The organism is Streptomyces sp. NPDC006510, assembly GCF_040611955.1.
GTDB lineage: Bacteria > Actinomycetota > Actinomycetes > Streptomycetales > Streptomycetaceae > Streptomyces.
The window spans coordinates 15,236-33,869 of record NZ_JBEXPH010000090.1 but is presented as its reverse complement, the minus strand read 5'-3'; the positions used below and the strand labels follow the sequence as shown (position 1 = coordinate 33,869).

Sequence of the window (18,634 nt, the reverse complement as noted above, 5' to 3'; positions counted from 1 at the left end):
GGCGCGGACCGGCACCGCGCCGAGGCGGCGCAGCAGCGTCAGTGTGGACCGGCTCGGCGTCGCCTGTACGGGGCGCAGGGCCCGTACCGCGGCGATGGCGGCCGGCTTCCCGGCGGCCGGCAGCATCGGCGCCACCGCTTCGAGCACGGCGATCAGATCGCGCCGGTCCCCGTCCCGGGCGTCGGCGAGCGCGTCCAGCAGGACCGGGGCGGACCGGGCGAACGCCGTGAGCTCCACGGCGTTCCGGGGCTCGGCGCAGATCCGCAGCGCGAACCGCACCACCTTGTTCCGGAGCGCCTTGTTCCGCACCTTCTTGTTCCCGAACGCCTCGTCTCCGAGCGCCCCGCCCCGTACCGCCCCGTCCCGGAGCGCCGGCCGGGAGTCGGCGAGCCGGAGCCAGTCGGCCAGCATCGGCCGCAGCTGTGCCGACAGAACGGGGCCGAGCGGCTCGTCCCGCTCGACGATGCGGAGCGCGACCTCGGGGTTCCAGCCCCGGGCGACCAGCGACTCGATGTCACGGTCCGCCTCACCGGCCGGCGCTGACGCCCGCCCCGCGGCCGATGTGGTGATCCCGTGCCTGGCCATGGGTGTCGCCAGGTCCGCCATGGCACCGGAGGCGAGCCGGACCCGGCGGGACGCCACCAGGGAGAGCAGTGTGACCGCCACCGGTGACTCCTGGTCGTGCAGCGCGAGGACCGCGCGTGCGGTGAGGACGCCGTGGAGGCCCTCCAGCAGCAGCCCGCGGGTACCGCCGTCCCGGCTGTGTTCCGCGGCGGCGATGAGGGTGGCCGCGTAGGCGTCGCCGAGGACGGCGCGCAGGGCCTCGACCAGTTTCTCGCGCAGGCCGGGGTTGCCTTCGTGCCCGAGCCGGAAAAGAAGCTCCGGGAGCGCCGCCGGTGTGCCCGCGCGGACCAGCACCTCGGCCGCCGTCTTCCTGATGTTCATGTTCGGATGGCCGAGGCATGCGGAGATCGCGGCGCTCGCCCAGTGGGCGCGGGCGTGGCCCAGGGCGAGCAGCGCCTGCCGGACGGTCTGGATGTCCGGCGCGGTGGTCAGCGCGATCAGCGTCGCCGACAGGGCCTGGGCGTCCTCGCCCGTGGCGTCGCGGGCGAGCAGGGCGATGACGTGCTTGCGTACGTGCCGGTCACGGTGGCGCAGCAGCCGGTGCACCCGCGCACGGGTGCCCGTCCAGGGGGACCTGAGCAGCAGTTCGAGCAGGATCACCTGCTCCGCGTCGGACAGACCGGGCCGGTCCAGCAGGTCCAGCGCCGTGGTCGCGAGGAGTGCGTTCCCCGCCTCCCGCGCGTCCGTGGTGCCGAGCAGACAGACCGGCCGGATCGCGCCCCGCTCGTGGAGCCGGCGACCCAGGGCGCTCACCGCGTCCAGGACCTCCTGCGGCACCACGGGCTCACCGGCCGGCTGTCCGTGTCCGCCTGTCCGGGGGGTCGCGCCCGGCTCCCCCGACGCGGCCAGCTCGGCCACGATCCGCAGCAGCAGGTCGGCGATGACCGGGAGGGTGCCGGCGTTGCCATGGGCCGCCAGCCGGCACAGCGCCGTCACCGGCGCGTCCGGGTCCAGATGGGAGCGCAGCAGGGCCAGTTCCCGCTCGTCCGGGCCGCCGAGGTCGGCCGCGATGCGTGGCGGCAGGTCGACGGGGTCGAGCCGTGCGAGGAGGTCGCGGCGCAGCGCCGGATCGCGGTTCAGCTGCCACAGCAGTTCCAGTGCGCGGTTCCGTACGGCGCGCAGATGGGGCGCAACCCCGTCCGTGGTGAGGCCCAGTCCTTCGCGCAGGGCCTGTACCGTGCGGTCCCCGCCGATCGCCTCCAGGGTGTCCAGGGCCGCGTCCGGGACCGAGGGCAGCAGGGCGATCACGGCCTCTTCGGCGCCCTCGTGGCGCAGTTCGCGGATCGCGTCGAGGAACGGGCCGGGTGCCCAGGCGGAGGGAAGCACGTTCGCGACGGCGTCCCCGATCGGGAGATCGCCGGCCCCCTGCCCGGCCAGGGAGACCAGCAGGGCGAGCCGTCGCGGCCAGCCCGGGTCGTCGGCCGGCGCGTCCGTCAGTACCCGGAGCGCCTCCTTCCGGGAGGTGAAGAGGACCGTCGCCACCTCGCGGGGCGCGATCGAGTGATCGGACAGGGCCAGGCCGATGACGGCGGGTACGTCCGCACCGTCCGGGAAGTGCCCACGCCTGTGCAGACCGCGCAGACAGGTCATGGCCGGGCCGCCGAACAGCAGGGGGTCGCGCGCTGCGACGGCCGTCAGCTCGCCGATGTCGTCGCGGTCCGCCAGATCGCCGAGCAGTTCCATCCCGCGTCGGCGGAGGCCCGGCGGAAGACCGGGGTCGTCGACGACCTGACGCAGCAGGTCCCGGTGGCCGTGGCGCGCGGCTGCCACGAGGGCGGCCTCGGCCACCGAGGGCAAGTCCCGCACCATCTGCCCGGCCTGCTCGCGCACCGCGTCCCCGGCCGGTTCCCGTACCGGACCGGCGGCGAGGAACGGGGCGAGGAGTCCGGGCGGCAGCGGATCCGTCGCCGCCCACGGTTCGGCGAGTTCGGCCAGCGCGCCGGCCACGACCGGGGCGCTGTCGGCCCCGAGCAGTCCGATCAGGTCCTCCCGGACCAGCGCGGGGGCCAGCAGCCCGGCGTGCAGCCCCTGGCGGGCCAGCCGTACCGCCTCGGCCAGGAGCACCGGGTCGCCGCTGCCCGCCAGTTCGTCCACGAGCCGCGCCGGCCGGTGCGTACCGGTGATGCTCGTCTCCCGCACGGCCTGGTACAGGAGTTCACCCGGGGCCTCGTAGCGGAGCGCCGCGGGGTCGTGGAGCACATCTGCGCGCAGCCACGCGATCCGTACCCGTACCGGAAGCTCCCCGGCGGTGCGCCAGTCCGGCCGGGGACGGCCCTTCCGGTGGTGGTCGAGTCGTTCGTAGAGCCCGGCCAGCAGGAGGTCCGCCTCCGGCAGTCCGGTCAGCGACTCCGGCAGCAGCCCGGCGAGTTCGGCCGTCTCCGCGTCGTCGGACGGGCGGCACTCGGTGACGCGCTCGGTGAGCAGGGCCAGTCCCAGATGACGCAGCCCGGGGTCGTCGTGCCGGATCAGCCGTCCCAGGGCCTGAGGTGAGCGGTCCCGCACGTCCGGGGGCCCGCCCGGCCGGGCGGCTCCGGTCCGGCGCTCGGCATCGTGGATCTGTTCGTCGACCGGTGTCCGCATCGTCGGATGCTAACCGGGCGCGTTCCGGCCCCACCAGCGAATTCGGGGCCCGTCCTCGCTCTCAGTAGCCGCCGGACCCCACATGGTCCGCCAGCGCCAGATCGCGGACGAAGGCCCTCACACGCAGCAGGCACCGGGCGGCGAAGCGTACGGCCGGCGCGTGGTGCGGTCCGTACGCCGCGGTCCAGAGTGCGGGGACATGCGCGGACGGCTGGATGTGAGTCATACATCCAGCTTCGGCCCGCGGCCGTGATCGGTCCAACAGATGGTTCAGCTGGCTGCGATCGATAATGTGGATGGATGGAGCTACGCCAACTCCGTCACTTCGTGGCGGTGGTCACGCACGGCGGTTTCACCGCCGCCGCCCGGGCCGAGCTGATCGTGCAGTCCGCGCTGAGCGCCTCCGTGCGCAACCTCGAACGGGAGCTGGGGGCCGAGCTGTTCGACCGGACCGGCCGGCGGGTGGTCCTCACCGAGGCGGGCCGGGCGCTGCTGCCGTCGGCCCGGTCGGTGCTCGCCGGGACGGAGGCGGCACGGGACGCGGTGGCGGCCGTGGCGGGGCTGGTGACGGGCCGGGTCAGGATCGGCACGATCCAGACACTGACCTGCGTGGATCTGGCGGCCGAGCTGGCCTCGTACCACCGGCGGTTGCCGGGGGTGCAGATCTCGCTGCGCGAGGCGACGACACCGGAACTGGTCGCGGGGCTGCGGACCGGTGAGCTGGATCTCGCCTATCTGGCCCCGGACGCCGCCGAACTCCCCGACGGCATCGCCGGGTTCGCGACCTGGCACGAGGACCTGGTGCTGATCACCGCGCCGGGCCATCGGCTGGCGACCGCCGGGCGCACCCTGATCAAGGACCTGGCCGACGAGCCGTTCGTGGACTTCCGCGCGGGCACCGGTCTGGAGACCGCGGTGCGGAGGCTGGCCGCGCACTGCGGGCTGGAACGCCGGATCACCTGTGACGTCACGCAGATCCGGCTGCTCGTCGATCTCGTACGGGCCGGGATCGGCGTGGCGATCGTGCCGCGGCGGATCGGTGCGGACGCGGGGCTGCCCTGTGTGAGCATCCGCCAGCCGGAGCCCGGCCGGACGGTGGTCCTCGCCGGGCGGGCGCCCCGGCCCCGCAACCCGGCGGCGGAAGCGCTCCTCGAACGGCTCACCGGCCCGCGGGATCCCCTGGCCCCAGGCCCTAGGGACGCAGCGCCCGCAGCAGCAGGTCGGCCAGGTGGTCGGCGACCTCCTGCTGGCTGAGCGGGCCGTCGGGCCGGTACCAGGTGGACAGGTGGTGGACCGAACCGAAGTGGTAGTCGACGATCAGGTCGGCCGGGGTGGCCGTGGAGAAGACCCCGCTGCTCTGGCCCTCCTCCACCAGGGCCCGGAACCGTTCGTGGTAGCGGCGCCGCTCCATCCGGACCTGCTTGTTCTTCTCCGGGCTCAGGTGGTGCATGGACCGGAAGAAGATCGAGGCGTCGTCGAGGTTCTCGATGGTCGTGACCACCACGTCCGCCGCGGCGTCGCGCAGTCGCTGCTCGACGGGGGCGTCGGCGTCGGCGAAGGCGTCGAGGCGCTCCTGCTGGAGGCGGAGCACCCGGGCGTAGACCTCCTGGAGCAGGTCCTCCTTGGAGCCGAAGTAGTGGTAGAGCGCACCCTTGGTGACGCCCGCCGCCTCGACGATCTCCTGGACCGAGGTGCGGTCGTAGCCCTGCTCGGCAAAGAGCCGGGTGGCGGCGGCCAGCAGCCGCTGAGGGACGGGAGCCGTGTCCCCGTCCGTCGCCTTGGCCATTGCCGCCACCTGCCTTCCACATGAATCGGTTATCGAGGGGAACGAAGTTCCCGCCTGAGGATCTTCCCACTCGCCGTCTTCGGGAGTTCGGTCAGGATCTCGACCTCGCGCGGATACTTGTACGCGGCAAGCCGTTCCTTGCAGTACGCACTCAGTTCTTCCGGTTCGGCCGAGGCGCCGGGTCGGAGGCTGACATAGGCACGGACGGTCTCGCCGCGGTAGGTGTCGGGGACGCCGACGACGGCCGCCTCCCGGACCGCCGGGTGGGTGTAGAGGACGTCCTCCACCTCACGCGGCCAGACCTTGAAGCCGGAGGCGTTGATCATGTCCTTCTTGCGGTCGACGACATAGAGCCAGCCCGCGCTGTCCATGAAGCCGATGTCGCCGGTACGCAGTTCGCCGTCCGGGAAGGCTGCGGCGGTGGCCCCGGGCAGCCGCCAGTAGCCGGAGACCACCTGCGGGCCCCGGACCGCGATCTCGCCCTGCTCGCCGAAGGGCACCTCCGCGCCGTTCTCGTCGAGGATCCTGACCACCGTGTCGGGGCCGGGGATGCCGACGGACAGGGTCCCGGAGACCGGGTCGACGGGGGCTTCCCGCTCCGGCGGGACGGAGGCGCAGGGGGCGGTGCACTCGGTGAGGCCGTAGCCGTTGCGGATGTACGGGCCGAAGCCGGCCCGGAACTTCTCGACCAGGGCGGGCGGCAGCGGTGCGCCGCCCGAGGAGATCACCTGGAAGGAGGCGAAGTGCTCCGGGGTGACGTCGGGGTGGGCGGCGAGCGCCATGAAGGCGGTGGACGGGCCCACGGTGTAGGCGGGGCGGTGCTCGGCGAAGGCTTCGAGGACGACGCCGGGGTGGAAGCGGTACGCGAGGACGAGGGTGCCCGCGTTGGTCAAGCAGGCGGCCAGCTGGCAGACCATGCCGGTGATGTGGAAGAGCGGGGCGAGCGCGAAGTAGGAGGAGCCCTCGGCGACGGGGTGCCCGGTCCGCTGGCGCTCGGCGTTGACCATGATGTTGCCGTGGGAGTTCATGGCGCCCTTGGGGGTGCCGCTGGTCCCGGAGGTGTAGCTGATCAACGCCACGTCGGCGGAGCCGGGTTCGCGCCCCTCGGGCGCCCTGAGGCCCTGCCGGGCGACGGCGACCAGGTCGTCGGTGTCCTCGGGCACGGGCAGCCGCTCGAAGCCGAGCACGCGTGCGTCGTTCTGCGTCTGGAGGTCGAGCTCACTGGTGGTGAGGGCGATCCGTACCGTCGGGGTGTCGGCCGCGGTGGACCGCAGATACGCCTCCCAGGCCCGGTCCGCGCAGATCAGCGCGGTGACCTCGGCGTCCTTCAGTACGTGGCCGACCTCGCCGGACTTGTACATCGGATTGAGCGGGACGACCGTGGCTCCGGCCTTCCAGGCGCCGAGCAGCGCGATCACGAACTGCGGGGTGTTCTGGAGCGTGATCGCGACACGGTCACCGCGCTCCAGACCCGCGGCGGCGAGGTGGCCGGCCACCGAGTCGGAGAGCGCGCCGGTCTCGCGGTAGCTCAGGCGTCCGTCGAAGTAGGCGAGCGCGGGGTGCTCGGGGCTGCGGGCGGCGGAGTCCCGGAAGGCGTGGACGAGGGTTTCGGCCGGGCTGACCGGGGCCCGCTGGGCCTCGCTGAGCAGCGGGATCCAGGGTTTGGCAGCGTAGATCGACTCGGTCATGCGCCGGTCTCCTCCCACTTCTGCTGGAGGTGGTTCATGCTGCCGAGCCAGTGGTCGGTGTCCTTGCTGCGGGCCCGGTAGTACCCGCCGACCTCGGGGTGCGGCAGGACGAGGAAGCGGTCCTCGGCCATGGCGTCGAAGAGCGCGTCGGCGACCGCCTCGGGCTCGATGGCGCTGGGGGCGAGGACGAGTTCCCCGGCCGATCCGGCGGCGGCGAGCATGTCCGTGCGCACGCCCTGCGGGCAGATGGCGTGGACCTTGATGCCGCGGTGGCGGTAGGTGAGCGAGAGCCATTCGGCGAAGGCGACGACGCCGTGCTTGGTGACGCTGTACGGTGCGGCGCCGATCATCGTCAGCAGTCCGGCGGCGGACGCGGTCGAGACGAAGCGGCCGCTGCCGCGCTCCAGCCACTGGGGCAGCAGCGCCCTGGCCGCGCGGACATGGGCCATCACATTGACGTCCCAGGCCGCGGCCCAGACCTCCTCGTCGGCGAAGACGTCGCCGGGAGAGGCGAGGCCGGCGTTGGCGCAGTAGATGTCGACGGTGCCGTCGAGCGCGTCCCTGGCGGCGTCCACGATCTGCGAGGCGTCGCCGGCGACGGCAATGCCGCCGATCTCCTCGGCCAGCGGCTTGATCCGCGCCTCGTCGAGGTCATTGACCACGACCCGCGCGCCCTCCGCGGCGAATCTGCGGGCCAGAGCGGCTCCGATGCCGCCTCCGGCCCCGGTGACCACCACGCCCGCGCCCTGCACCGTACTCATCGGGTCCCGCCTCTCAGCCGACTGCACCGGCAGACTAACCAGTCGGTATGGCGGAGCGGAAGGGCTGGACACCGCTCGGACGGCACTCCCGTCACAACTGTCCCGTCCGGCTCGTTCCGTATGGCCTGAACGCGCGCTAGCGTGCGTGACCATGACAGAGGTCGCGATCATGGAGGTAGCCCGATGAGCCTGTCCAGACGTGGTTTGCTGGCCGCCGGTGGTGCGGTGGGTGCCCTCGCGGCAACGGCCGCCGGTACCGGGGCCGCCATCGCCGCCCCCGCTCCGGGCAAGGGGCACGGCCGGGTCCGCACCGGCTTCGACCGGCTGGCGGCGGACGGCTACGCGCTGCTGAAGGGGCAGAAGGTCGGGGTCGTCACCAACCCGACCGGGATCACCTCCGATGTGCGCCACATCGTCGATGTGATGCACCCGGACGAGCGGGTGGACCTGATCGCCGTCTTCGGGCCCGAGCACGGTTTCCGCGGCACCGCACAGGCGGGCGGTTCGGAGGGGCGGTACGACGACCCGGCGACCGGACTCCCGGTCTACGACACGTACCTGAAGAGCGGTCAGCCGCTCGCCGATGTCTTCACCGCGTCCGGCGTGGACACGGTCGTCTTCGACATCCAGGACGCGGGCGCCCGCTTCTATACGTACATCTGGACGCTGTACGACTGCATGGAGGCGGCGGCGCTCGCGGGCAAGCGGTTCGTCGTCCTGGACCGGCCGAACCCGGTGACCGGGCGGGCGGCGCTCGGCCCGGTGCTCGACCCCGCCTTCGGCACGTTCGTGGGCCGCCGGGAGATCGCCCAGGCGCACGGCATGACGGTCACCGAGCTGGCGCTGCTCTTCAACGCCCGGTTCCTGGCCGAGCGGCCGGTGGACCTGCGCATCGTGAAGATGTCGGGGTGGAAGCGCTCGGACTTCTTCGACACGACCGGGCTGCCGTGGGTGCCGCCGAGCCCCAACATGCCGACGCCCGACACGGCACTGGTCTACTCGGGAACCTGCCTGTTCGAGGGCACGAACCTCTCCGAGGGACGCGGCACGACCCGGCCGTTCGAACTGCTCGGCGCGGAGGGCATCGACCACCGCTGGGCGGCGGCCGCGAACGCGCTCGACCTGCCCGGGGTCGCGTTCCGCGAGGCGTACTTCGCGCCGACGTTCTCCAAGTTCCAGGGGAAGACGGTCGGCGGCGTGCAACTGCACGTCCACGACCGCGAGTCGTTCGACCCGGTACGCACCGGGATCGCGCTGCTGGTGACGGCGAAGCGGACGTGGAGCGGGTTCGCCTGGCGCTCGGACAACTGGATCGACAAGCTCACCGGCAACACCCGGGTCCGCACGATGATCGACGCGGGCGCGGACACGGATGAGGTGGTGGGGGCCTGGGCGGAGGATCTCGCCGCGTTCCGGGCCGTGCGGAAGCGGTATCTCCAGTACCGGTGAGACGGGCCGGGCGGGCCCGAAGGATCGGGTCCGCCCGGCACACGGCTTGTGCCCTCACGGGCCGACAGGCCCTACCGGTGGGCGGGGAACTCCACCACCTGCTGGTACGTCGGGCGGTTCTGCCAGTGGATGGACTTCTGGGCGATCCCGCCGAGCGGCCGGTGCATGATCGAGTCGGAGCACCACTGCTCGCCCGCCTTGCAGCTGTCGTCCCCCGGATACACCTCGGTCGCCGGCAGGGCCACGGCCTGCTTCAGGGTCGCGAGCAGTGCGTCGCGGCAGCTGTCCTCATCGCCGTTGCCGCAGTACGCCTTGGCCAGCGGCCCCTTGACCGGCTGCCCCAGGACCCGGCGCAGGTCCTTGTCGACGAAGCCCCACCAGCCGTACTGGAACGCGGATCCGCTGTGCGCCCCGCTCGGCCCGTGACTGGCCGCCGGGGACTCGTCCGTGGCGAGGTTGGCGGTCAGCGCTCCGAACAGGCCCTCGCCGAGCCCCGGCTTGAACTCGGCCTCGACCAGCTTCGGCCACCACGCGTCCATGATCCGCACCGCGTCGGCGTGGCTGTACGCGTGCGAACCGGGGCTGCTCTCCCTGCGCTGCGAACCGGCTGCCCGCCAGGACTCCAACTGCTGGACGGCGCCGTTCAGTTCGGGATCGGTCACCGGCCGGGAGCGGATCACCTTCAGCAGTTCGGGCAGCAGCTGCTCACCGCGCAGATCGGTGACCGCGGCCTGGGCCATGGCCCGGGTGAGGGACGCGCGGGTGACCCCGCCCTCCTCGACCAGCTTCGCCACCCGGTCGTCCAGCAGATCGCCCCGGTGCACCGCGCCGAGCCCGAAGCCCGCGGCGGCGTACCCCTTGGCCTGCTTGTTGTTCCAGGAGATGTAGTAGTCCTGCCCGCTGGAGTGCGGGTGCTCGGCGAACGGGGTGTAGGCGGCGGTGTTCGCGGCCGGTTCGAACTCCTGCCACTCATAGGCCCGCTCGGCCCGCACCGGCAGCGCCGGGTCGACGCCCGCCGCGCGCACCGGGTTCATGCCGCTGTTGTAGTAGGCGGCGGTGCGGGAGTCGGCGTAGAACCAGTTGAAGGCGTAGTCGATATGGCTCGCCGCCCGTTGGAAGGAGGCGGCGTCCTTGACGTACTCCGGGTCGTTGAGCATCTGGAAGCCGATGATCGAGTCGGCCTCGTGGCGGTAGGTGGAGCGCAGCGAGGTGTACGCGACGGGCTTGCCGCCCACGGTGGCGCGGTGGGTGACGATGCCGTAGTTCGTGCGCCGGACCTGCATCCGGTAGGAGCCCTTCGCCGTGGAGTCGGCGACGGTCGGATTCCAGGAGTTGGTGTGCTCCAGCGTCTCCATGGCGGTGCAGGTGCCGCGGTAGAGGTAGTGCGTGGAGTCCTTGGTGGGCGTGGAGCCGTCGGGCTCGCACAGGTCGATGGCGTAGGTGTCGGTGATGTCCTGGCCGGCCGAGGTGGCGCTCCAGGCGTAGTCCTGGCCGCGGCCCATCTGGATGTACATGCCGACACCGGCGAAGGAGACCCCGCGGGCGCTGATGCCCGGCCCCTGGAGTTCCTGGAGCATCATCAGCTGCGGGGCGAAGTAGCCGGTCTGCGGCCCGAACACGGCGATGGGGTTTCCGCTCGCGGTGTGCTTTCCGGAGACCAGCAGGGCGTTGGACATGCCGCGCTTCTGGGCGCCGGATCCGGAACCGGGCAGTGATCCCTCGGGGATGACTCCGTCGTCGTGGATGCCCTGGGCCTTCTTGAGCCCGGCCGGAGCCTTCACCGGGGCCTTCTTGCCGGTGCCCGCGGAGCCGGTGCGGTCGTGGATCAGGGGTTCCGCGGTGACGGACCCGGCGTCGGGCAGCGCGGTGCCGCGGGCCTTGTCGGGCTTGCCCGCGTACGGGAACGAGGTGCCGTCATGGACCGTCAGCACGGCCTCGGGGTCCTCGCGCTGGCGGAACGACTCCCAGACCTTGGTGCCTTCGGCGACGCCGTACTTCTGCTGGGCGGCCAGCAGTGAAAGGGCCGCCTGCACTTCCCCGCCACCGCCGCCGCCGAACTGGCCGCCGACGACCGAGGCGATGGAGATCAGGTCGGTCAGTTTGAACGGCTGTATCTCACCGATGTTGGTGATGGCGTCGATCTTGCCGGTGAGGACGTACTCGCCGGGGAAGTAGCGGCCCTTCTTGGACTTCTCGCGGTAGGCGTTGATGCCGTCGACATACGCCTGGGCATCCGCCATGGCCTGTTCGCCGCGGGCGCCCTCATGGGTCCTGATGTACTCGACCTGGGCTTCGAGGTCCGCCTCGGTGTACGGGGCCTGCGGCCAGAACTGCTGCTCCAGGCCCTGGTTGGCGAGGGCGCCGCCGGCGAACGAGGTCAGTTCGCCGCGTCCGATGTGCCGGAAGAGGTCCATCAGCCAGAGCCGGTCCTGCCCGGCGGCGAATCCGGCACCGAACTCGGTGCCGTACCTGGTGGTGCCCTTGATGTGCGGAACACCGGAGGCCTTGTCACGGGTGATGGTGACGTCGTCGCGGGGCGAGGTGACCGACTCGACCTTGTCCTTGGGCACACCGAACGAGGCGTCGTTGAAGAAATCGGTCAGCTTCTGGTCGGTGAGACCGGTGTGTCCGGCCACCAGGCCGTTGTAGCGGTCGAGTTGGTCGTCGCTGTGGGCGGGGTGCGTACCGAACGCCTTGTTGCCGAGGATTTCCACGAGGGTGGCGTTGCCGTTCTCGCCGGGCGGCAGGATGTCGTCGCACTGCCCCTGGCAGTAGTCGGTGACGGGGTCGGGTTCCGCTGCCGCGGCGCCCACCTGCGGCGAGGCCGCCAGCAGGGTGGTGCCGAGTGCGAGGACCGCCATGACGGTGGCGGCTCTGAGCTTGACGGTGCGTGGGGGCATGCGCGCTCCTCCGAGTGGCTGTGCGCCGGAGGTTACTGGCGGTACGACCGGTCAGTAAGGTGAATAACCGTCACCTTTTCCGAATCGTCACATGGCGCCGTCCGCGGCGATGCGGTGACGGACCGTATCGAAATCCGGACAACGTCGCCCTCGGTGGATCCGAATCGGGCGGCCGTACGTCCATCCTTTGACGCCGAAGTACGAGCGACGGAGGTGACGGTGCGGTGGCGGGATTCCGGAGTCTTGCGAGACAGGTCCGTGATCCGCGGAGCGACCTGGCGCTGCGGCGGTATTCGCTGCGCAAGTGCCTGGAGAGGTTCGCCCCTTACGGGCATCGGGCGACCTGGGACCATCTGTGCACCCGGCACGGTATCGGTCCCGAGGACCGGTCCCCCGATCCGGCGCGGCTGATGCGCGCGCTGGACGAACTGGAGGCGGCACGGGCGGTCTGGCTCGGTTACGAGGCGGGCTTCGCCGAGCGCCGCAGGCGGGAGAAGCACGACGGGCTGCGCCGTCCCGGCGCGTTCGACGACTGGCACCGGCGCACCTGGGGCGGCTACGGGGTGGCCCGCTGCGCGGACCCGGCGGTGCATCCGTCGGCGCCGCTCGCCGTGGTCCTGCGCCGGTTGATCGCGGCGCTGGAGTCGGAGCCCGGCACGGTCTGCCCGGTGTGCGCGGGCGACGGGATCCACTGGCGGCAGGAGCCGGAGCACGGGCCGTGGTCGGGGCCGGTCTGCACGGGCTGCGGGATCGTGGTGCCGCAGCCGGTGCTCACTCCGGGGGCGCTGGCGAAGGCGCGGAGCGCGCCTCGGCGGGACCTGGCATCGGTGGCGTGACGGGCGACGGGGCCCTCCGACGTGCCCGCGCCCGCCCGGCATCCGGGCGGTCGGCCCTGGGGCGGACACGCCTCGGGCCCCGGACGTCGCGGCCGGGGCCCCTGGATGTCCGGGATCCGCAGTCCGGAGCCGGGCCCGGCACGGAAACGCTTCCGGCCAGAGCTACGGCCGCTCGGCCGACGGCCGCTCCGGCATCAGGCGCGAGCCGCTGATCCGCTGGCCGGAGACATCGTCGGGGTTGGAGAGCACACAGTTCTCCAGTGACAGGCAGCCGCAGCCGATGCAGTCGGTGAGATCGTCCCGCAGCCGCCCCAACCGCGCGATGCGGTCGTCGAGTTCGGAACGCCAGGCCGCGGAGAGCCGCGCCCAGTCGTCGCGGTTCGGGGTGCGCTCCTCGGGGAGTTCGGCGAGGGCGTCCCGGATGATGGCGAGCGGGATGCCGACCCGCTGCGCCGCCCGGACGAACGCCACCCTGCGCAGTGCGTCCCTGCTGTAGCGGCGCTGGTTGCCGCTGGTGCGGCGGCTGCTGATCAGGCCCTTGGCCTCGTAGAAGTGCAGGGCCGAAACCGCGGCGCCGCTGCGCGCGGAGAGCTGTCCGACCGTGAGCTCATGGAATGTCTGTGGGATCTGGGGCACCCCTCCAACCCTACTGGCCCGCCTCCGGCCGGTCCGTCGTTGACAGGAACGCACCCGCCAACCATGCTGAGCAAGCGCTTAGACAGTGCGCCGAGGGATGGCCTAGAGCTGGAAGGCAGGGACCAGGGACATGGCAGAGCCGAGGATCTTCACGTCCGCACAGGAGCTGCGCGACGGGGTGGGCGAGCAGCTGGGGCACAGCGACTGGCTGGAGATCGAGCAGAAGAGGATCGACCTCTTCGCCGAGGCCACCGGTGACCACCAGTGGATCCACGTGGACCCGGAGCGGGCCGCCGCCGGCCCGTTCGGCACAACGATCGCGCACGGCTATCTCACGCTCTCGCTGCTGCCGACGCTCGTACCGCAGATCATGCGGGTCGAGGGCATGAAGATGGGCATCAACTACGGGACGAACAAGGTCCGTTTCCCGTCCACCGTGCCGGTGGGCTCACGGCTGCGCGCGTCGGCGGTCCTGAAGGGCGTCGAGGAGGCCGGGGGCGGGGTGCAGGTCACCGCCGTCGTCACGGTCGAGCGCGAGGGCGGCGACAAGCCGGTCTGCGTGGCCGAGTCGGTGTCGCGCTACTACTTCTGACGTCCCGCCGCGACCATGCGCAGTACGAGGTCGGCGTACAGTTCGCCGACCTCGTCCGGCGTCCGGCTGCCCTGCTCGTTGAACCAGCGCGCCACGTCGATGCAGAGCGAGAGCACGGCGAGCGTGGTGCCCGGCACGTCGGGGACGTCGAACTCCCCCGCCTGTACGCCTTCGCCGATGATCCGGCGCACCACCGCGTCGCTCCTGCGCCGGAGCTCGACGATCTCGGTGCGGTGTTCCGCACCGAGGGCGTCGAGTTCGTACTGGACCACGCGGGCGGTGGTGTGCCGCTCGGCGTGCCAGCGGACGAAGGACCGTACGGCCTCGGCCAGCCGCTCGGCCGCCGTGCCCCCGCTGTCGGCGGCCGCCTCCAGGACGAACAGGGCGCGGTCGTGGCCGATCCTGCTGATCCGGTGGAGCAGCTCTTCCTTCGTCTTGTAGTGGATGTAGAGCGCGGCGGGACTCATCCCCGCCCGGCCCGCGATGTCACGGGTGGTGGTGGCGTGGTACCCGCGCTCGGCGAAGGCGTCGACGGCGGCGACGAGCAGCCGCCTGGCCGCCTCGGGCGTCACCTCGGCCCACGGCGCGCTGTCGCCGTCGGTCTCCTCCGCCGTGCTCATCGTCACTCGCCCCTCTCGTCAGCAGGACGAACACCATACCCCGAACCTGAGCAAGCGCTTAGGGTCCGTCCGGCGGGATCATCAGAGCTTCTGGAAGGGGTCGTGCTCGGCGAGGATCTTCTCCAGCCGGGCCTGGTCGACCCGGCTGACGATCTGTCCCGCTTCCTGGCGGTCGCGGATGACCTTGGCCAGGGTGAAGCAGGAGGTGACGAGGTAGAGGACGCCGATCGCGAGGAATCCGCGGACCCAGGCGTCGGCGTCCAGGAAGTAGATACCGAGAGCCACCGCGGCGATCGCCACCCCGAAGGAGGCGACGGCCTGGCCGTAGAAGGCCGCGGTGCTCTGCTGCTTGACCGATGCTGTCTCACTCATGGCGCCCAGCATCGGCCGACGTGGTGTGCGCCACATCCGTTCCCGTACTCAGTCCGGTACTCAGACGCCCGTTCGAGCGGTGGCGCGGTTCAGAAGGCGGAGACCCCGGTGAGCGCGCGGCCGATGATCAGTTTCTGGATCTGACTGGTGCCCTCGTACAGCGTCATCACCCGGGCGTCGCGCAGCAGCTTGCCGACCGGGTACTCGTCGATGTAGCCGTAGCCGCCGAAGACCTGGAGCGCGTTGTTGGCGGCGCGGACGGCGGCCTCGGAGGCGAAGAGCTTCGCCTTGGAGGCGGCGGTGGCGAAGTCCTCGCCGCGGTCGATGAGGTCCGCCACCCGCCAGGTGAGCAGCCGGGCGGCGTCGACGTCCACGGAGATGTCACTGATGAGTTCCTGGACCAGCTGGTAGCCCGCGATGGACTTGCCGAACTGCTCGCGCTCACCCGCGTAGCCCACGGCGGCGTCGAGGGCGGCCTGTGCGATGCCGACGCAGCCGGCCGCGACCGACATCCGCCCCTTGGCCAGGGCGGCCATGGCGATGGAGAAGCCCTTGCCCATCGGGCCCAGGAGCGCCGACGCGGGAACCCGGACGTCCTCCAGGACCAGCTCGGCGGTGGCCTGGCCGCGCAGGCCGAGCTTGCCGTGGATGGTGCGGCGGGTGAGACCGGGGGTGTCGGTGGGGACCAGGAAGGCGGATATGCCCTTGTGGCCGGGGGTGTCACCGGTGCGGGCGAAGAGCAGCACGACATCGGCCCAGGTGCCGTTGGTGATGAACATCTTGCCGCCGTTGATGACGTAGTCCTCACCGTCCCGGACGGCCTTCGTCGTCAGGTTCCCGGCGTCGGATCCGGTGCCTGGCTCGGTGAGGCCGAAGCAGCCGATCGCCTCGCCCGCGGTGAGCCTCGGCAGCCAGTGCCGCTTCTGCTCCTCGTCGCCCCAGACGGCGATGGTCTTGGTGACCAGACCGAGGGAGACGGAGACGATGCCGCGGACCGAGGAGTCGCCGCGCCCGAGCTCCTCGGTGACCAGGCAGTAGGCGAGGTGGTCGCCGCCCGAGCCGCCGTACTCCTCGGGAACGGTCAGCCCGAGGAAGCCGACCGCGCCCAGCTTCTTCACGATCGACTTGTCGACGTTCTCGGCCCGGTCCCACTCCACGACATGGGGGGCTATCTCACGGGCGACGAAGTCCTTGGCGAGCTTCCGGACGGCTTCCTGCTCCTCGCTGAGCCCCAGGTCCATCCTTCGACTCCCCACCCTTAATTAGCACTGCTAGTTTTTCGTTCGCAGGCCCTACTATGTGCCGCATGGCCCGACCGCGCAAGCCCCTCCTCAGCAGAGACCGCATCGTCGAGACGGCGAGCGCACTCGTGGACTCCGAGGGGCTCGACGCCGTGTCCACCCGTCGGCTCGCGGCCGAACTCGGGGTCAGCGGACCCTCGCTCTACAACCACTTCCGCAACAAGGACGAGATCCTGGACGCGGTCGCGGACGCCGTCTCCTCGCAGGTCGATCTGTCGATGTTCGACGAGTCGGACAGCCGCGACTGGCGCGCCGCCCTGTACGACTGGGCCGTCTCCTATCGTGCGGCGCTCACCGAGCACCCGCACATCGTTCCGGTGCTCGCCCGGGGTCCGGGCCGCCGGCCGGCCGGACTCCGGGTCGCCGACGCGGTGTTCGGCGCGATGGTCAGGGCCGGCTGGCCGGCCGCCCAGGCGACGTACATCGGGGCCCTGATGCGCTACTTCATCACCGGTTCGGCACTGGGCTCCTTCGCCCGCGGCTTCGTCGACGACGAGACCGCGTACGACCCCGCCGACTACCCGCATCTCGGCCAGGCCCACCTGCTGGCCGAGCACCGCCAGAAGGTCGACGAGGGAGCCTTCGAGACCGGGCTGCGGGCCCTGGTCGACGGCCTCTCGCTCCAGTACGAGCTGCTGACACCGCCCGGGACGGTTCGGCCGGCGCCGAAGCGTTCCTGACGCATCCTGGACTGCATGGCACGCATGGCACACCCCGACCCGGCCGCGCCCCGGCTCGCCGCCCTGGCCGCGCTCCTCGCCGACGAGACCCGCGCGGCCTTCTGCCTGGCCCTGCTCGACGGCCGCGCCTGGACCGCCGGCGAACTGGCCAGGTACGCCTCCGTGGCACCGTCGACGGCCAGCGAACACCTCGGCAAACTCGTCGCGGGCGGACTGCTGGCCGAGGAGCGGCAGGGCCGCCACCGCTATCTGCGGCTGGCCGACGAACGGACCGCGCACCTCGTCGAGGACCTGGCGGCCCAGGTCGTCCCCGGCCCCGTGCCCGAGCGGCCGCGCACCCTGAGCGCGGCGAGCGCGGGCAGCGCGATGGCCCGCGGCCGCACCTGCTACGACCATCTCGCGGGGCGGATCGGCATCGCGATCGCCGACGCCATGACCGTACGGGGACTGCTGGCGCAGGACACCGGTTTCGCGCTCACCGACGAGGGCCTGCGCTGGTTCGACGAGCTGGGCATCGGCCTGGAGACGGGTTCGCGGCGTCCCCTCGTACGGAGCTGCCTGGACTGGACGGAGCGCAGGCCGCACCTGGCCGGGGTCGCGGGCGCCGCGCTGTGCCGCCATGCGCTGGACACCGGGTGGTGCGTACGGATCGGGTCCGGGCGTGCGGTGAAGGCCACCCCGGACGGGGAGCGGGCGCTGTACGAACGTCTCGGCATCGAGCCGGCGACAATTCGGTAGGGGCCGAAGCGTCGTGGCCCTACGGTCTGAGCCATGACAACGACCCCGTCCCCCTCCGCCGCCGCGCACCGCGACTGGCGGGCCACCGCCGCGGCCGGCACCACCGTGCTGCTGTGGGCCTCCGCCTTCGTCTCCATCCGCAGCGCCGGCGAGGCCTACTCGCCCGGTGCGCTCGCCCTCGGCCGACTGCTCGCGGGCTCGCTGGCGCTCGGTGCGCTCCTGGTGGTGCGGCGCGAGGGGCTGCCGTCGCGGGCCGCCTGGCCCGGGATCATCTGGTCCGGGCTGCTCTGGTTCGGGCTGTACATGGTGGTGCTCAACTGGGGTGAGCAGCAGGTCGACGCGGGCACGGCCGCGATGGTGGTGAACATCGGCCCCCTGCTGATCGCGCTGCTCGGTGCCCGGATACTGGGCGAGGGGCTGCCCGGCAGGCTGCTGGCGGGCATGGCCGTGTCGTTCGCGGGCGCCGCGGTGGTGGGGCTCTCGATGTCGGGGCACGGCGGCGCTTCGGTGCTCGGCGTGCTGCTGTGCCTGCTGGCCGCCGTGGCGTACGCGACCGGGGTGGTGCGGCAGAAGCCCGCCCTGCGGCACGGCTCCGCGCTGCAGATCACCACCTTCGGCTGCCTGGTCGGCACGGTCGCCTGTCTGCCGTTCTCCGGTGCGCTGATCTCCGACGCCGCCGACGCACCGCTGTCCGCCACCCTGAACATGGTCTATCTGGGCCTCTTCCCGACCGCGCTGGCCTTCACCACCTGGGCCTACGCGCTCGCCAGGACCACGGCGGGCCGGATGGGTGCCACCACGTACGCGGTGCCGGCGCTGGTGGTGCTGATGTCCTGGCTGCTGCTGGACGAGGTGCCCGCACCGCTCACCGTCGGCGGCGGGCTGCTCTGTCTGGCCGGGGTGGCGGTCTCCCGGATGCGTCCGCCAACCGGCGTGACGCGGAAGAATCCGGCACGGCCGGTGGAGGAACGCCTGCATGACGCGGAACACCGGGAAACCGGCCGCCGCTGAGCGGCCGGGGCAGAAGCAGCCGAAGGGGAAGAGGAACAAGTCGGCCGGGGCCATGGGGCG

General features: G+C 71.9%; 17 protein-coding genes. 7 read left to right on the top strand and 10 right to left on the bottom strand.

From position 1 onward, the window contains the following. Together ABZY11_RS25140 and ABZY11_RS25135 are read right to left on the bottom strand one after the other, a co-directional pair. On the bottom strand, positions 1–3,204 hold a 3,204-nt coding region (locus ABZY11_RS25140; RefSeq protein WP_356481298.1), incomplete at its 3' end, for a HEAT repeat domain-containing protein. A 61-nt stretch (positions 3,205–3,265) separates the two neighbouring features. Beyond that, entirely contained in the window at positions 3,266–3,430 is a 165-nt protein-coding gene (locus tag ABZY11_RS25135; protein ID WP_266421492.1) for a hypothetical protein, read from the bottom strand. A 74-nt stretch (positions 3,431–3,504) separates the two neighbouring features. Here ABZY11_RS25135 and ABZY11_RS25130 point away from each other — a divergent pair, with 74 nt between their 5' ends. After that, on the top strand, positions 3,505–4,458 hold the full coding sequence (locus ABZY11_RS25130) for a LysR family transcriptional regulator (RefSeq protein ID WP_356481297.1): 954 nt from the start codon (positions 3,505–3,507) through the stop codon (positions 4,456–4,458). Here ABZY11_RS25130 and ABZY11_RS25125 read toward each other — a convergent pair. Genes ABZY11_RS25125 through ABZY11_RS25115 form a run of 3 tightly spaced genes read right to left on the bottom strand, consistent with a single transcriptional unit; the run spans position 4,397 to position 7,439 of the window. Then, a complete protein-coding gene (locus ABZY11_RS25125) occupies positions 4,397–4,990 on the bottom strand; it encodes a TetR/AcrR family transcriptional regulator (protein ID WP_356481296.1) in 594 nt (197 codons plus the stop codon). The two genes, ABZY11_RS25130 and ABZY11_RS25125, sit on opposite strands and share 62 nt — an antisense overlap. A gap of 29 nt (positions 4,991–5,019) precedes the next feature. Beyond that, complete coding sequence (locus ABZY11_RS25120) at positions 5,020–6,678, bottom strand: AMP-binding protein (protein ID WP_356481295.1); 1,659 nt, start codon at positions 6,676–6,678, stop codon at positions 5,020–5,022. After that, positions 6,675–7,439, bottom strand: a complete 765-nt coding sequence (locus tag ABZY11_RS25115; RefSeq protein WP_356481294.1) for an SDR family oxidoreductase — start codon at positions 7,437–7,439, stop codon at positions 6,675–6,677. Before ABZY11_RS25115 ends, ABZY11_RS25120 begins: the two co-directional genes overlap by 4 nt. A 183-nt stretch (positions 7,440–7,622) precedes the next feature. Here ABZY11_RS25115 and ABZY11_RS25110 point away from each other — a divergent pair, with 183 nt between their 5' ends. Continuing rightward, positions 7,623–8,888 carry a DUF1343 domain-containing protein gene (locus ABZY11_RS25110; protein ID WP_356481293.1) on the top strand — a complete coding sequence of 422 codons (1,266 nt, stop codon included), beginning with the start codon at positions 7,623–7,625 and terminating at the stop codon, positions 8,886–8,888. 71 nt (positions 8,889–8,959) lie between these two features. Here the strand turns inward: ABZY11_RS25110 and ABZY11_RS25105 are convergent, their stop codons facing one another. Next, complete coding sequence (locus ABZY11_RS25105) at positions 8,960–11,788, bottom strand: penicillin acylase family protein (RefSeq protein ID WP_356481292.1); 2,829 nt, start codon at positions 11,786–11,788, stop codon at positions 8,960–8,962. Between the two features lie 224 nt (positions 11,789–12,012). Here ABZY11_RS25105 and ABZY11_RS25100 point away from each other — a divergent pair, with 224 nt between their 5' ends. Next, positions 12,013–12,624: a hypothetical protein gene (locus tag ABZY11_RS25100; protein ID WP_356481291.1), complete on the top strand. Its 612-nt coding sequence runs from the start codon at positions 12,013–12,015 to the stop codon at positions 12,622–12,624. 162 nt (positions 12,625–12,786) lie between these two features. Here ABZY11_RS25100 and soxR read toward each other — a convergent pair whose 3' ends face one another. Beyond that, positions 12,787–13,260, bottom strand: coding sequence for a redox-sensitive transcriptional activator SoxR (gene soxR / locus ABZY11_RS25095; RefSeq protein WP_356481290.1), 474 nt, complete (start codon positions 13,258–13,260; stop codon positions 12,787–12,789). Positions 13,261–13,390: 130 nt separating this feature from the next. On the opposite strand from soxR, the gene ABZY11_RS25090 reads away from it, so the two are divergent. Then, entirely contained in the window at positions 13,391–13,852 is a 462-nt protein-coding gene (locus ABZY11_RS25090) for a MaoC family dehydratase (protein ID WP_356481289.1), read from the top strand. Here ABZY11_RS25090 and ABZY11_RS25085 read toward each other — a convergent pair. The 3 genes from ABZY11_RS25085 to ABZY11_RS25075 all read right to left on the bottom strand — a co-directional run bounded on the left by ABZY11_RS25085 (position 13,843) and on the right by ABZY11_RS25075 (position 16,085). Next, complete coding sequence (locus ABZY11_RS25085; protein WP_356481288.1) at positions 13,843–14,472, bottom strand: TetR/AcrR family transcriptional regulator; 630 nt, start codon at positions 14,470–14,472, stop codon at positions 13,843–13,845. The genes ABZY11_RS25090 and ABZY11_RS25085 overlap by 10 nt on opposite strands. 81 nt (positions 14,473–14,553) lie before the next feature. Further along, entirely contained in the window at positions 14,554–14,844 is a 291-nt protein-coding gene (locus tag ABZY11_RS25080; protein WP_356481287.1) for a YiaA/YiaB family inner membrane protein, read from the bottom strand. 89 nt (positions 14,845–14,933) lie between these two features. Then, on the bottom strand, positions 14,934–16,085 hold the full coding sequence (locus ABZY11_RS25075) for an acyl-CoA dehydrogenase family protein (RefSeq protein ID WP_356481286.1): 1,152 nt from the start codon (positions 16,083–16,085) through the stop codon (positions 14,934–14,936). Positions 16,086–16,150: 65 nt separating this feature from the next. Between ABZY11_RS25075 and ABZY11_RS25070 the strand changes: the two genes are divergently transcribed. The 3 genes from ABZY11_RS25070 to ABZY11_RS25060 are packed head-to-tail and all read left to right on the top strand — an operon-like array spanning position 16,151 to position 18,574. After that, the gene (locus ABZY11_RS25070; protein WP_356481285.1) at positions 16,151–16,825 is read left to right on the top strand and encodes a TetR/AcrR family transcriptional regulator C-terminal domain-containing protein; all 675 of its coding nucleotides are present in this window, start codon (positions 16,151–16,153) and stop codon (positions 16,823–16,825) included. 24 nt (positions 16,826–16,849) lie between these two features. Then, positions 16,850–17,563, top strand: coding sequence for a winged helix-turn-helix domain-containing protein (locus tag ABZY11_RS25065; RefSeq protein WP_356481300.1), 714 nt, complete (start codon positions 16,850–16,852; stop codon positions 17,561–17,563). Positions 17,564–17,596: 33 nt separating this feature from the next. Beyond that, positions 17,597–18,574: a DMT family transporter gene (locus tag ABZY11_RS25060; protein WP_356481284.1), complete on the top strand. Its 978-nt coding sequence runs from the start codon at positions 17,597–17,599 to the stop codon at positions 18,572–18,574. The last annotated feature ends 60 nt before the right edge of the window (positions 18,575–18,634 follow it).

What these genes read in the sequence shown, in the direction of transcription:
- ABZY11_RS25120 (WP_356481295.1), bottom strand. Translation starts at nt 6,678, where the DNA reads ATGACCGAGTCGATCTACGCTGCCAAACCCTGGATCCCGCTGCTCAGC.
- ABZY11_RS25125 (WP_356481296.1), bottom strand. Translation starts at nt 4,990, where the DNA reads ATGGCCAAGGCGACGGACGGGGACACGGCTCCCGTCCCTCAGCGGCTG.
- ABZY11_RS25090 (WP_356481289.1), top strand. Translation starts at nt 13,391, where the DNA reads ATGGCAGAGCCGAGGATCTTCACGTCCGCACAGGAGCTGCGCGACGGG.
- ABZY11_RS25070 (WP_356481285.1), top strand. Translation starts at nt 16,151, where the DNA reads ATGGCCCGACCGCGCAAGCCCCTCCTCAGCAGAGACCGCATCGTCGAG.
- ABZY11_RS25075 (WP_356481286.1), bottom strand. Translation starts at nt 16,085, where the DNA reads ATGGACCTGGGGCTCAGCGAGGAGCAGGAAGCCGTCCGGAAGCTCGCC.
- ABZY11_RS25080 (WP_356481287.1), bottom strand. Translation starts at nt 14,844, where the DNA reads ATGAGTGAGACAGCATCGGTCAAGCAGCAGAGCACCGCGGCCTTCTAC.
- ABZY11_RS25110 (WP_356481293.1), top strand. Translation starts at nt 7,623, where the DNA reads ATGAGCCTGTCCAGACGTGGTTTGCTGGCCGCCGGTGGTGCGGTGGGT.
- ABZY11_RS25085 (WP_356481288.1), bottom strand. Translation starts at nt 14,472, where the DNA reads ATGAGCACGGCGGAGGAGACCGACGGCGACAGCGCGCCGTGGGCCGAG.
- ABZY11_RS25135 (WP_266421492.1), bottom strand. Translation starts at nt 3,430, where the DNA reads ATGACTCACATCCAGCCGTCCGCGCATGTCCCCGCACTCTGGACCGCG.
- ABZY11_RS25105 (WP_356481292.1), bottom strand. Translation starts at nt 11,788, where the DNA reads ATGCCCCCACGCACCGTCAAGCTCAGAGCCGCCACCGTCATGGCGGTC.
- ABZY11_RS25065 (WP_356481300.1), top strand. Translation starts at nt 16,850, where the DNA reads ATGGCACACCCCGACCCGGCCGCGCCCCGGCTCGCCGCCCTGGCCGCG.
- ABZY11_RS25115 (WP_356481294.1), bottom strand. Translation starts at nt 7,439, where the DNA reads ATGAGTACGGTGCAGGGCGCGGGCGTGGTGGTCACCGGGGCCGGAGGC.
- ABZY11_RS25130 (WP_356481297.1), top strand. Translation starts at nt 3,505, where the DNA reads ATGGAGCTACGCCAACTCCGTCACTTCGTGGCGGTGGTCACGCACGGC.
- ABZY11_RS25060 (WP_356481284.1), top strand. Translation starts at nt 17,597, where the DNA reads ATGACAACGACCCCGTCCCCCTCCGCCGCCGCGCACCGCGACTGGCGG.